This is a genomic window from Leifsonia sp. CL147, assembly GCF_900114565.1.
GTDB lineage: Bacteria > Actinomycetota > Actinomycetes > Actinomycetales > Microbacteriaceae > Leifsonia.
In genome coordinates, this window is sequence record NZ_FOTM01000001.1 from 215,841 (window position 1) to 229,116 (window position 13,276).

At 68.6% G+C, this 13,276-nt stretch carries 10 protein-coding genes; 1 reads left to right on the top strand and 9 read right to left on the bottom strand.

Translation table 11 applies throughout. The features are described 5' to 3' along the window. Positions 1-203: 203 nt before the first annotated feature. The 5 genes from BM287_RS01110 to BM287_RS01130 are packed head-to-tail and all read right to left on the bottom strand — an operon-like array spanning position 204 to position 6,324. The gene (locus BM287_RS01110) at positions 204-1,433 is read right to left on the bottom strand and encodes a Gfo/Idh/MocA family protein (RefSeq protein WP_090035184.1); all 1,230 of its coding nucleotides are present in this window, start codon (positions 1,431-1,433) and stop codon (positions 204-206) included. Further along, positions 1,430-3,157, bottom strand: coding sequence for a hypothetical protein (locus BM287_RS01115; RefSeq protein ID WP_090035181.1), 1,728 nt, complete (start codon positions 3,155-3,157; stop codon positions 1,430-1,432). The genes BM287_RS01110 and BM287_RS01115 overlap by 4 nt, the downstream gene beginning before the upstream one ends. Continuing rightward, on the bottom strand, positions 3,157-4,053 hold the full coding sequence (locus BM287_RS01120) for a carbohydrate ABC transporter permease (protein ID WP_090035179.1): 897 nt from the start codon (positions 4,051-4,053) through the stop codon (positions 3,157-3,159). The genes BM287_RS01115 and BM287_RS01120 overlap by 1 nt, the downstream gene beginning before the upstream one ends. Continuing rightward, the gene (locus BM287_RS01125; protein WP_090035177.1) at positions 4,050-4,994 is read right to left on the bottom strand and encodes a carbohydrate ABC transporter permease; all 945 of its coding nucleotides are present in this window, start codon (positions 4,992-4,994) and stop codon (positions 4,050-4,052) included. The genes BM287_RS01120 and BM287_RS01125 overlap by 4 nt, the downstream gene beginning before the upstream one ends. Positions 4,995-5,013: 19 nt before the next feature. Continuing rightward, positions 5,014-6,324 (bottom strand): ABC transporter substrate-binding protein, encoded by a 1,311-nt coding sequence (locus BM287_RS01130; protein ID WP_090035174.1) that lies wholly within the window; start codon positions 6,322-6,324, stop codon positions 5,014-5,016. Between the two features lie 195 nt (positions 6,325-6,519). Between BM287_RS01130 and BM287_RS01135 the strand changes: the two genes are divergently transcribed. Next, on the top strand, positions 6,520-7,704 hold the full coding sequence (locus tag BM287_RS01135) for an ROK family transcriptional regulator (protein WP_170857375.1): 1,185 nt from the start codon (positions 6,520-6,522) through the stop codon (positions 7,702-7,704). A gap of 409 nt (positions 7,705-8,113) precedes the next feature. On the opposite strand, the gene BM287_RS01140 is transcribed toward BM287_RS01135, so the two are convergent. The 4 genes from BM287_RS01140 to BM287_RS01155 all read right to left on the bottom strand — a co-directional run bounded on the left by BM287_RS01140 (position 8,114) and on the right by BM287_RS01155 (position 13,182). Then, a complete protein-coding gene (locus BM287_RS01140; protein WP_090035170.1) occupies positions 8,114-9,880 on the bottom strand; it encodes a glycoside hydrolase family 35 protein in 1,767 nt (588 codons plus the stop codon). 66 nt (positions 9,881-9,946) lie between these two features. Further along, complete coding sequence (locus BM287_RS01145; RefSeq protein ID WP_090035167.1) at positions 9,947-11,293, bottom strand: ABC transporter substrate-binding protein; 1,347 nt, start codon at positions 11,291-11,293, stop codon at positions 9,947-9,949. 39 nt (positions 11,294-11,332) lie between these two features. Beyond that, positions 11,333-12,283, bottom strand: coding sequence for a carbohydrate ABC transporter permease (locus BM287_RS01150; RefSeq protein ID WP_090035164.1), 951 nt, complete (start codon positions 12,281-12,283; stop codon positions 11,333-11,335). Continuing rightward, a complete protein-coding gene (locus tag BM287_RS01155; RefSeq protein ID WP_090035163.1) occupies positions 12,283-13,182 on the bottom strand; it encodes a carbohydrate ABC transporter permease in 900 nt (299 codons plus the stop codon). Before BM287_RS01155 ends, BM287_RS01150 begins: the two co-directional genes overlap by 1 nt. Positions 13,183-13,276 lie beyond the last annotated feature (94 nt).

Consider the following 13,276-nt stretch of genomic DNA (forward strand, 5'->3'; position numbering starts at 1 on the left):
GACGGGCAGCGCCAGCGAGAAGCCGTGGTGCCACGGGTGGTCCGCGGGCTGGAAGTCGGCCACCGCCACGCCTGCCGGAGTGGCGATCGGGTACAGGTACGGGCGAGGCGATTCGACCGCGGGCGTGTCCGGCGCGAAGACATAGCGGGCGATCCGCCGTCCGTTCAGGATGATGTCGACTCCGGAGGCGTCCTGCCGTGCGGTCAGCGCCACGGGAGCTCGTCCAGCTCGCCGAACAGTCGCTGCGTCTCGACGGCGCGCCGCACGGCGGCCTCCGCGTCGACCAGCACGGGGCGCCGGGACGGTCCGTGGCCGTCCCAGCTGACGTGCCGGGCGTCGATCGGCGCGACGGGGGCGTCCCCGACCGCCTCGATGACCCGGACGAAACCGCCGGTCGCCGACAGCGGCGAGAGCAGGGCGTCTCCGTCGCGCCGGGCGTCGAGGAGGTTCTCGAGCAGGTCGCGCCGGCCGTACTGCCGCTCCTCGGTCCGGCCCTCATGCGTCGATACGGTCAGCCGGTCGGTCGTGTACCACAGGGTCGCCTCGGCGGCCGTGCCCCTGACCAGGATGGCCGGGTCGGCCTCCATTGGTCCCGCGAGCGTGAATGCGCAGGTGAGAGCCCCGCCGAACGCGAGCGCCCCCTGCTCCGACGGCCGCACCCGGATGGCGGAGGTGTCATCCACCTCGATCGGGTTCACGCGCCGCAGGTCCGTCTCGACACTGCCGATGGCCTCCGGCGAGTCCCAGCCCGCGATGCGCACTGCGGTCATCACGGCGTGCGCGAAGGGATTGGCGACGGCGCCGTCGGCCACCCGCGCTCCGTCCAGGACGCGGCGCCCGGCCCAGCGGGCACGCGTCCAGTAGCCGCGCGGCCTCGTCCACGACCCGCGCGCGCCGATCGACACGAGCTCGCCGAGCGCACCGGCGTCGATCAAGCGCAGCAGTTCGGCGAGGGCGCCGGAACCCAGGCTCTGGAAGCCGACCTGCACCAGCCCGCCGGTCTCCTGCGTGGCCGTCTCCAGCCGGGCGAACGACGCCAGGTCCGTGACCGGCGGCTTCTCCAGCAGCACATCCGCACCGGCGCGCAGCGCGGCGCAGGCGAGGGTCTCGTGGGTGTGCAGCGGCGTCGCCACGATCACGACGTCCACCGGGATGCTGCCCAGCAGGTCGTCGATGTGGTCCAGCCGGATCGGCAGCCTGTCGTCCGGCACCCGGACACCGTCGCGGACCAGGGGTCCCCGCGCAGGGTCGACCAGGGCGACGAGCTCGACCAGACCCCGGTCCTCCAGCTCCAGGGCGTTCAGGATGTGCGCAGTGCCGTAGCCCTGCACCCCGACGACGGCGACACGAGGGGGCGTTGCGGGGCTGGACGCGATCGCCGGGGCGGCGAGGTCCGCTGGGGCCGCGGTGTCGCGCGGAGCGGTCCCGCTCATGCGGCGATCCCGGCGGTCCCGGTGGCGCGCAGGCGCACGGTGAACCGCGCGGGCACCATGCCGCCCACGAGCAGCCGGACGCCCCCGACAGCGTCCGTTCCGGAGAGGAACGCGTAGTCCTCGCCCGGCCAGTACGGCGCAGGGTCCGCGACGGGGTCGAGCCCGTCGAGCCCGACAGTGATCGCGTCGTCGCCACACGTGTACCGCGCGTGCCGGCCGGTCAGGACGTGTGCTCCGTCGCCCGGGCGGGGACGCGCATCCACCTCGTCCCCGTCGACCGCGGAGCCGGCCACGCGCAGCGTACCCCCGTCGCGGAACGCGAGCTCGAGCGTCCACGGGCTCGACGGCCCGTCGAGGGCGACCTCGAGGTCTGCGCCGTCGTCGCGCAGGACGACCACGACCCTCGACTGCAGCGCGACCTCCTCGGCCGGCCGCTCCGGGAAGGACATCGCAGCGGAGAACCGTCCCTCGTCTGTCAGGGCGTACCGGCCGTCGTCGCGTCGTCGGTCGGGCGGCAGTGGCTGGTAGTACCGCGCTGCGACCCGCTCGCTCAGCTCGATGCGCGCGTCGTCGAGAACGCGGAACCCGTCGGCGCGGAACGGACCCAGGCCGAAGAACGTTCGCGAGAGTCGCACGGAGTCGAGCACCGCGCCGCCGGCGAACAGCCGCAGGAACGTCGGATCGTTGGCCAGCCCCGACCGGATGCGCCCCTGGCTGCCGTGATCCGAACCGCCGTACACGACGGTGTCGGCGTCGGCGCCCCGGTGAACGGCGAGCGACACCCCGCGGTGCACTGCCGTCCCGTCTCTCTCCGGCGCCTCCGCGTCAGGGAGGGTGTCATCCAGCCCGGGATGCAGCAGCAGCTCGGTCAGCAAGCCCGGATCGTCGACGCCCTCCGCGACGGCGAGCTCCGCCGCCCAGGCGAAGTCGCGACGTCCGGTCGAGAGGGCCAGCGACCGGAACGGGGCGGCGTACGGCGAGAGCGGAAACCGTGCGCCCTGATCCTGGCGCCGCGAGGGGAGCGACTCGACGGTCCGGTCCGGATGGATGAGTGCGAGCGTCAGCTCGAGATTGCGCTCGACGATCCGGCGCAGCTCGGGGCGCTCCAGGATCTCTGCGATCGCGAGCAGCGACGGATTGGTCACCGCCGAGGCATAGTTCGGGCTGCGCTCGGAGTAGTACCCGTCGTCGTCGATGTCGACCGCCTCGGCCAGCCACTCGTCGACCCGGTCGACCAGACGCCGATCCGGGAACGAACGATGGATGCGCGCGAGCGCGGCGCCGAGCTCCCAGCGGTGATTCGGCGTGTGCACTCCACCGGTGAGCAGCGGTGGCGTCGCCTTCCGGATGATCGTGGCGAGCGCATCCCTCACCCCGACGAGCCGCGGGTCTGCGGCATTGCGCAGCAGCTCGTGGACGTCGCAGGCGTCGTTGATCGTGAAGGCGGTGTCCGGAGGGGACTGCACGTTGTCGCCGCCCTCGAACAGGCCGGTCGTCGTCTGGAGCCGATCGAGCTCGCCCAGCAGGGCCAGGGCGGTGTCGACGCTCGCCGCCGGCGCGCTCCCGGGAGAGGACACGACCAGTGACACCAGGGTCCTCACCCGCCGCATCAGTTCCCGGTGCGGGACGCCGGCGAACGGCGCGGCCACCGCATCCCGGGCGGCCCGCAGCGCAGCATCCCCGGCCGCCGCCATCACGGGGGAGGCCTCCACGTCGTCGCCCATCAGTCCTTCAACCCGGCATTGAGGTCGGCGTTCATCACGTACTTCTGGAACACCAGATACAGGAGCACGAGTGGCACGATCGCGATGACGGAGGCTCCGAGCAGCACGGACCAGTTGATGTTCTGCGCGCCGACGATGCTCTGGATGCCGATCTGCAGGGTGAACTTGTTCGGGTCGTTGAGCACGAGCAGCGGCCAGATGTAGTCGTTCCACCTCCACTGGAAGGAGAAGATCGCGAGCGTCAGCATGATCGGACGCGAGATCGGGACCATGATGCGGAAGAAGATCGCCAGCTCCCTCGCCCCGTCGATCCGGGCGGCCTCCACCAGCTCGTCCGGCACCGTGAGGAAGAAGGCGCGGAACATCAGGACGCCGGTCGCGGTGAGCACCGACGGCACGATGATGCCGGCGAGGGAGTTGTACATCCCGAGGTCGCGGACCACGAGGAACGTCGGCGCGAGCATGACCTCGGTGGGGAGCATCGTCGTCGCCAGGATGCAGACGAAGAAGACCTTGAGCCACCGGTTGTCGTACTTCGCGAGGGCGTAGCCGGTGCAGCAGCTCGCCACGACGGTGAGGATCGTGGTCACGATCGCGACCAGGAAGGTGTTGGCGAAGAACTGGTAGAAGTTGAAGCTGCTCCAGGCGTCGATGTAGCCCTGGACCGTCCAGGACTTCGGCAGCAGCGAGAGCGGGAACGAGAACAGGTCGCCGGCGGGCTTGAACGAGCTGAGGACGAACCAGAGCAGGGGGAAGCCGTACGCGAAGGCGAGCACCCAGAGGAGAGTGGTCGCGCGGATGGTGCGGCCGAGCTGCCTGGTCCCCGTGCGCGTGCGCGCGGGCGTAACGGGGGCCGACGGCTGCCGGGTGGCCCGGGGTGCGGTTGTCGCGGTCATCGGCGGCGCTCCGTCCTTCGGTTGACGGTCAACTGGATCACCGCGACCACCATCAGCAGGATCATGAGCACGAAGCTGGCCGCGCTGGCGTAGCCGATCTGGCCCTGCTGGAAACCGGTCTGGTAGATGTACTGCACGAGCAGGTTGTTGGAGGTGCCGGGACCGCCGTTGTTGAGGGACTGGAAGAGCGCGTACTCCTTCATCGCGTTCAACGTGGTCAGCAGGATCACGATGAACGAGGTGGGGGCGATGCTCGGCAACGTGATGTCGCGGAACAGCCGCCACGGGCCGGCGCCGTCGAGCGCCGCCGCTTCGTAGTACGAGACGGGAACGTTCTTGATCGCGGCGATGAACAGCAGCATCGAGAACGCCGTGCCTCCCCACGTCGCGGCGATCACCACGACCATCAGCGACAGATCGGCGTTCGACTGCCAGGGCACCGCCCCGCCGCCGAGCGACTCGATCACGAAGTTGACCAGACCGAAGTTCTCGCCGAACAGCCACCGCCAGATCACGCCGGAGACGATCGGCGAGATCAGCCACGGCACGAAGAGGATGATGCGGGCGACCAGCTTCCCCTTCGCGAACCGGTCGACCATGAGGTTCGCGGCCAGCAGCGAGAACACGAAACTCGTCGGCACCACGACCACGGTGAACAGCACGGTCCTGCCCAGGGCCGCATAGAACGCGGAGTCGCCGAAGAGCTGCTGGTAGTTCGAGAGTCCGATGAAGTGGAAGGAACCCACGCCGGTGTAGTCGGTGAACGAGTACACGAGACCGATCACCGCGGGCCAGGCGAAGAAGGCCGCGAAGAGCACGACGTTCACCAGGATGAGGACGAGCGGCGCGAACCGGTAGTGGTTCAGCCGTCCGCGTGCCCGTCGCGCTCCGAGTCCGCGTGCGGCGGTCAGCCGCGCGGCGGCCGTGCCTGTAGCCGACATGGGTCCCTCCCCTCCCGTCCTACTTGCCGACCTGCTTGTCGTACCCGGCCACGATGTTCTTCACCGCGTCCGCTGAAGACTGCTGACCGTTGATCGCTTTGCCGATCTCCGTCACCGTCGGGTCGGTGGTGAGGGACTTGCCCTCGAGTGCCCATTTCACCTGAGCCTGGAGGAAGTAGCCGGAGATGGGCTTGTAGACCTGGAGCTCCTTGTTGTAGAGGCCGAAGGCATCCAGTGCGGCTTTCGACGTGAAGTCGTAGGTGACGTCGAGACCCTTCTCGACGGGCAGGTAGCCGTTGGTCTCTGCGAGCTTCGTGTATTGGGCGGGTTCGTACATCCAGTCGAGGAACGCCTTGGCCGCTGTGCCCTCGGCGTCGCTGTTGTTGAAGCCGACCACGAGGCCGCCCGCATTCACGTCGGCGGCCTGCACCGGCTGTGCGGGAGTGGGGACGCTGGCCCAGTCGAAGGAGGTGATGCTGGTGGCGAACGCCGAGACCTGCCATACGCCGGACCAGTAGGCGGCGACCTGGCCGCTCTGGAAGAGGGCCGACGGGTCGGCGCCGCTGGTCCACACGGACTTGGGCATCGTCTTGTCGTCGTTCAAGCCGACGAAGTAGTCGACGGCCTTCTCGGTGGCGCTGTCGGCGGAGAACTTTCCGTCGGAGCCCTGCTGCATGTACTTTCCGCCCATCTCGTAGATCATGGCGCGCAGGCGGGAGGGGGAGGCGTCGTACACGAGCGAGTACTTCGCGCCCGTCGACTCGCGGACCTTGTCCGCCGCCGCGATGAACTCCGTCCAGGTCCACGTGCTGTCCGGGGAAGACGGGAACGTGACGCCGGCCTTCTCCCACAGCGACTTGTTGATGAAGAGGCCGGTGGACGTGACATCGGAGGGGATCGCGAGGGTCGCCCCTCCCGTGCCCTTCGCAACGTAGCTCTGGTTGATGTTGTTCGAGGCTTTGCCGCTGATCGACCGGAGATCGATCAGCTTGTTCTTCCAGATCGGATCGAGGGCCGGGACGTTCGCGATGTCCGGGAGCGCGTTGGCCTGGGCGGCATTGTGGAGCTTCGCCGCGTATCCGGAGTACGGGATGTTGACGACGTCGACCGAGATGCCGGTCTTCTTCTTGTAGTCGGCGGAGAGCTGGTCGAAACCCTTCTGCTGGGCGGCACTGGAGGAGAGCCAGAGAGTCAGCTTCTTGACGTCGCCGGTGGAGCCGCCGCCGCCGGAACAGCCGGTGAGGGCGAGAGCGCCTGCTGCGATGATGCTCGTCGCAGCGAGCAGTCGTCGACGCCGGGAAATGCTTCTGAAGCGGGAAGTGAGATTCATCGTTGAGTCCAAATCGTTCGAGAAGTGGCCGACGGTCAGCGTGCTCCGCGAACCGTTGCAGACTTTTCTATCACTACGATGGATATATGGCAACAAAATGCAGGCACCCGGTAGGGTGAGAAGCGGGCGGGCCCTGCCGTGATGGCGCACGGGACCGCTGGAAGATTTACTCACCGCGATGTCAAAGGGGGCGCCATGGGGGCATCGGACGGCCCGCGAACCGCAACCACGCGCGATGTGACGGAGATCAACCGCACCGCGATCCTCGACCTGCTGCTCGCCGCCGGGCCCCTCTCGCGCCGCGAGATCCGGGAGCGCACGGGGCTCGGTTCCGCCACCGTCGAACGCCTCACCCAAGCGCTCATCGACGAAGGCGAGCTCGAGATCGCGGGGCTCGACCGGTCGTCGCCCGGCCGGCCGTCCGGCCTGCTGCGCTATGTGTCGAGCCGCCGTGCCATCCTCGCCGTCGACCTCACCGAGGCGAACGCCCGCGGGCGGATCGTCGACCTCGCCGGCACTGTCCTGCACGAGCAGTACCTCCCCTTCCGCTTCGAGGGCTCCGATCCGGGAGCCGCCCGTCTCGACGGCCTGCTCGAACTCGTCGACACCCTCGTCTCCGGCGTGCCCGGAGTCCGGACCCCGGTGACCGGCATCGGGATCGCGGTGCCCGGCATCACCGACGACGGTCACGTGACGAAGGCGAGCGAGCTGGAGTGGCGGGATGTGCCGGTCGCCGATATCCTGCAGGAGCGCACCGGACTCCCGGTCCTCGCCGAGAACGACGCCAATGCGACCGTGTACGGCGAATACCTTCACGGGGCGGCGCGAGGCGAGGAGAGCGCCATCGCCCTCGTGCTCGGGACCGGGATCGGCGCCGGGATCGCCAGCGAGGGCCGCATCCACCGCGGTTTCCGCTCGGCAGCGGGTGAGGTCGGGTACCTGCTGACCTCCACGACCTCCTTCTCGCGCTACTTCACGGACCACGGCGACACGGAGAACGCGATCGCCGCCGAACTGGCCGCATGGGTGGACCGCGACGGCCCGCACGTCGACCGGCGCATCGGTCCGGCCTTCCGGCGCATGATGGCCGCGGTCGAGGCGGGCGAGGACCTCGCCGGCCAGGCCCGCGACGAATTCTTCGACCTCATCGGCCTGGTCTGCGCGGCGATCTCGGTCGTGATCGCTCCCAGCGTCATCGTCCTCGCCGGAGCCTTCGGCCAGTACAGTGCCCTCTCGGTCGACCAGCTCAGCCGTCGGCTCATCGGCCGCATCCCCTCCCCGCCGCGCCTGGTCGCGAGCAGTCTGAGCTTCGACGCGGCGATCACGGGAATCAGCGCGCTCGCGATCGAGAAGGCGCGCGCCGCGACGTATCTCGTCTGAGCCGCCCTCCGTCGTGGCGCAACTGCACATTCGTGACGAATGTTGCCCTGGGCCGCGTCTAACTGCACATTCGTGACGAATCTCGCCCTGGGCCGCGTCTAAGTGCAAATTCGTCACGAATCTCGCCCTGGCCGGTTCGCGAGAGCTTGGGGGTGGAGGGGAGATTCGTGACGAATGTTGCCTTGGGCCGCGTTTAAGTGCACATTCGTGACGAATCTCGCGTGGCTGGTGCGCGAGAGCATGGGGGTGGAGGGGAGATTCGTGACGAATGTTGCCCTGGGCCGCGTCTAAGTGCACATTCGTGACGAATCTCGCGCCGTGCCGTGCCGTGCCGCGCCGTGCCGTGCCGTGCCGTGCCGTGCCGCGCCGCGCCGTGCCGCGCCGCAGCGCCGGCGCGCCGCCGCGGCGCCTAGACCTCGGTGTGCCCGAGCCGGAGCTCGGGGACGAAGGCGGCGATGGGTTCCGCAGCCGACTCCAGCTCCAGCACGATGAGCTCGTTCCGTCCGGCTCGGACCACACCGCGCGGGACGTACAGCGTCTGCTGCGGTCCCCGAGTCCAGTACCGGCCCAGGTTGAAGCCGTTGATCCAGGCGACGCCCTTGCCCCAGCCGGTCGTGTCGAGGAACAGCGCTCCCGCCTCCTCCAGGTCGAACACGGCGCGGGCGAAGACCGGCCCGGCGAGTCGCTCGGGCGCAGCATCCCCCGCCGCCGCGTCGAGGGCCGCGCGCACCGGATCGATGGATGACAGCTGCAGCGGGAGCACGCTCCAGCGCCGCAGCTCCTCGCCGTTGAGCTGCACAGGTCCGACCAGGCCCTTCGGCTCGCCGATCCGGATGCCGTAGTCGACGCGGCCCTGGTCCTCGACCAGCACGGTCAGGGTGCCGCGGCTGGGGGAGAGCGCGATGGCGGAGTCGTGGTGGTCGCGGGCGAGCACGCCCAGGCGGCTGGAGCCGACCGACACGTAGGCGCGGTCCCGGACTTCGCCGAACTCGAGCACGGCGGGCTCCGTCGTGTCGATCTCGGTCCGGTAGAGGCCGAAGCCCGTGTAGTGGCCCAGCTGGTCGAACGTGGGCAGCGTGTCCGTGTGCACCCAGTCGCCGAGCCGGTCGGCCACCGCCCACAGCGGGACCGCGACGTCGAACGGCACCGTGAACGACGGTGCCGCTGCCGCGACGACGGGCTCGAGCTCGGGGACCGGTGCGTGCTTCGCGATGACGTCGCGGAACGCCCAGTACTTCTCGGTCGGTTCGCCCGCCTCGTCCAGTGGCGCGTCGTAGTCGTAGCTGGTGACGATCGGCTGGTAGACGCCCTTGTCGTTGGCGCCGTTCGTGAAGCCGAAGTTGGTGCCGCCGTGGAACATGTAGACGTTGACGGAGGCGCCCAGCGCGAGCAGCTCATCCAGTTCGGCGGCGGATTCCGCCACCGGCGTCGTGTGGTGGTGGCCGCCCCAGCTGTCGAACCAGCCGTCCCAGAACTCGGAGCACATGAGAGGACCGGTCGGCTGGTGGCGCCGCAGCGTGGCCAGACGCTCGCGCGAGCGGGAGCCGAAGGAGGCGGTCTTCAGCACACCGGGCAGCGAGCCGTTCTCCAGCATCCGGTCCTCCGGCTGGTCAACGGTCATCAGCGGAACCGTGATGCCTGCGTCGCGGATCGCGTCCGCCAGCTGCTGCAGGTACTCCGTGTCGTCGCCGTACGCTCCGTACTCGTTCTCCACCTGGACGAGCACCACGGGGCCGCCCTCGGTGATCTGCAGCGGCCGGACGATGTCGAGCACGTTCTGCAGGTAGCGCTTCAGGGCCGCCACGAACTTCGGCTCGGAGCGGCGGATGCCGACCTCGGGATCCGTGAACAGCCACGCGGGCAGTCCGCCGTTGTCCCACTCGGCGCAGATGTAGGGTCCGGGGCGGACGATCGCGTGCATCCCCTCGTCGGCGATCGCGCGCAGGAAGCGGTCCAGGTCGAGCGGGCCGTCGGCACGCCACTCGCCCTCCTGCGCTTCGTGCGCGTTCCACGGGACGTAGGTCTCGATCGTGTTGAGCCCCATCAGGCGAGCCTTGTGGATGCGGTCGGCCCAGTCATCCGGATGCACCCGGAAGTAGTGGAGGGCACCCGAGAGGATGCGGTGGGGTTCTCCATCGAGGAGGAAGTCGTCTCCCGCGATCTCGAAGGTGTTCATGGTTCTCCTGAGGGGTGGGAAAGCCGTGGCCGGCCGCGACGCGCGCGGCCGGCCACGTGCCGATTACTACTTGCCGGTGACCGTGAAGCCCTGCTGGTTTCCGTAGGTCACGAGCGCCTTCTGCCAGGCCTGGAGGCCCGGGTTGAGGCTGCTGTTGGAGCTGTACGACTGCCCGACCGTGTCGCCGTAGATGCTGTTCGCGTAGACCTGGAACGGCAGGTAGTGCCATCCGGTGGAGACGTTCTTGGCGCCATCCACGAGCACCTCGTTGATCTTCTGGCCGCCGAAGTACGACGGGGCGGTGGCCAGGAAGTCGGACGAGTTCAGGTCCTTGGTGGTGGACGGGAATCCGCCCGACGCCAGGAAGACCTTGATGCTGGCCGGGTCGTTGTTCAGCCACTTGAGGAAGCCGGCCGCGAGAGCCTGGTTCTTGCTCTGCTTCAGCACCACCTGGGCGCCGCCGCCGTTCTCGGCGTTGGTGGGCGTCCCGTCGTAGGTCGGGATGGGCGCGACGCGCCACTGTCCGGCGCCGTCCTTCACCGACGACTCGAGCACGCCGGGCATCCAGGCGCCGGTGACCAGGGTCGCGATGGAGCCGTTGCCGAGCGCCTTGAACCAGTCGTCGCTCCAGCCGGGGACGGTGGAGAGCAGCTTGCCCTGCACCAGCTTGTCCCAGGTCGCCGTCCACTTCTTGGTGCCGTCGTCCTGCAGGTTGATCGACACCTTGGTGCCGTCCGCGGAGAACGGCCGGCCGCCCGCCTGCCAGATCATCGACGTCGTGAAGCCGGAGTCGCCGGAGTCGCTGGTGATGTAGGCGTTCGGGTCGGCGGCGTGCAGCTTCTGCGCGTCGGCGACGTACTCGTCCCAGGTCTTCGGGACGGTCAGGCCGTACTTGTCGAAGACGGTCTTGTTGTAGAACATCGCCATGGGCCCGGAGTCCTGGGGGAGGCCGACCAGCTTGCCGCCGACGTTGACCGAGCCCCACGGGCCGGGCGTGTAGTCGCTCTTCAGCTTGTCGAAGCCGTACTTCGTCAGGTCGACGAGCGAGTCGGAGAGGGCGAACTGCGGGATGGCGTAGTACTCGACCTGCGCGACATCCGGGGCGCCGGAGCCGGCCTTGATCGCGTTCTGCAGCTTCGTGTACTCGGTGGTGTTGGTGCCGACGTTCGCCAGCTTGACCTTCACCTTCGGGTACTGCTTCTCGAACGCGGCGACCTGGGCCTGCGCGGACGGGGTCCACGACCAGTACGTGATGGTCCCGCCCTGCTTGAGGGCTGCGTCGACGTCGGAGGCGCCTCCGCCGCCCGACGAGGTGCCGCCCGAGCAGGCGGCGAGCGAGACGCCGACGACGGCGCTGACCACCGCGGCCGTGACGATCCGGCGGAGGGGCCGGGACGCAAGTATGCGCTTCATGGAGCTTCCTTTCACTTCTTTGTGGAGTGTGATTGCGGGTTACTGCTTGACGCTTCCGGCGGCCAGACCCGACTGCCAGTAGCGCTGGAGCACCAGGAACGCGGCCACGATCGGGATGATCGTGATGAGCGATCCGGTGATCACGAGGTTGAAGATCGGCTGAGCGCCGACCCCGGTCGCCTGCGCGCTCCATTGGCTGAGGCCGACCGTGAGGGGGTACAGGGTCGGATCGCTCAGCATGATGAGCGGCAGGAAGTAGTTGTTCCAGGTGGCGACGATCGCGAACAGGGCGACGGTGACGATGCCGGGCGCGAGCAGGCGCAGCGAGATGGTGAAGAACGTGCGGAACTCGCCGGATCCGTCCATCCGTGCCGCCTCCAGAAGCTCGGTCGGCACCGCCTCGATCGTGTAGGTCCAGATCAGGTAGAACCCGAACGGGCTGATGAGCGAAGGCAGGATGACGGCCCAGGGCGTATTCGTGAGCCCGACCTGGCTGAAGAGGAGGAAGGTCGGGACGGCCAGGGCCGTTCCCGGGACGGCGATGGCCCCGAGCACCACCGCGAACACGGCGCGCTTCCCGGGGAAGTCGAACTTCGCCATCCCGTATCCGGCCACGGTGGCGAGGAGGGTCGCCCCGCCGGCGCCGACGACCACGTAGAGGAGGGTGTTGCCGAGCCACTGGACGAAGATGCCGTCACGGTAGGTGAAGGTGTCGGCGATGTTCTGGAAGAGGTTGAAGTCCTTGCCGAACCACAGTCCGAACGTCGAGTAGAGGTCCGGCTGGCTCTTCGTGGCGTTCACGATCAGCCAGATCAGCGGGATGAGCGAGTAGAGCACCAGGACGACCATCACGATCGTCAGGAGCGGCGACTTCCGGATCCGGCGTCCACCGGCGGCGTCGCCCCGGTTGCGGGCGGCCGCCCGCGAGGGGGCCTTGCGTGCGGGAGCCTTGCCGGCCTGGCGGCTCGTGGTGTCGGTCAGGGCGGCCATCAGCGGAGCTCCTTCCTCGAGCCGCGCAGTTGCACGACGTACGCGATGACGGCCGTGACCACGCCCATGACGATCGCGACCGTCGCGGCGTAGTTGAACTGCTGTCCGGCGAACGAGAGGTTGTAGGCGTACATGTTCGGGGTGAAGTAGCTCGTGATCGCGTTCGGCGCCAGCTGCTTCAGGAGGTTCGGCTCATTGAAGAGCTGGAAGCTGCCGATGATCGAGAAGATCGTGGCGATCACCAGGGCGCCGCGGATGGCCGGGAGCTTGATGCTGAACACCGTGCGGAACGCGCCGGCTCCGTCGATCTCGGCCGCTTCGTACAGCTCGCCCGGGATGACGCGGAGCGACGCGTAGAAGATGAGCATGTTGTAGCCCATGAACTCCCAGGTGACGACGTTGCCGATGGAGCCGAGGACCCACTGGTTGGTCAGCGGGGCGAGCGCGGTGCCGAGCAGGTGGTTCACGCTCGCCGTCAGGCCGAACTGGTCGCCGTAGATGAAGCCCCAGATCAGGGCGGCGACCACTCCCGGCACGGCGTAGGGGAGGAAGAGCGCGATGCGGAAGAAGACCGCTCCGTGCAGCCGGGCGCTGTCGAGGGCGAGCGCGGCGACCAGCGAGAGGACCAGCATGATCGGCACCTGGACCACGAGGAACAGGGAGACGCGTCCGAGCGACTCCCAGAACTTCGCGTCCTGGAGCAGGGCGACGTAGTTCCCGAGGCCGACGAACTCGTTGCCGCCGATGAGCTGCTGCCGGAACACGCTCAGGTAGAGCGCGTACACCACGGGTGCGATGATCATCGCCGCGAAGACGATCATGAAGGGGGCGACGAAGGCCCAGCCGCGCCAGTCGCGGCGGACCCGGCGCGCCGGCCGGGAGATGGACGTCGTTGTCATGCTCTTTCCTGAGGTGTGTCGGGTTTGATGTTTACGTCAACATCGTGCGCGCTACTCTAGCATGTTGACGTCAACATGACGCAAGGTCGTGTTG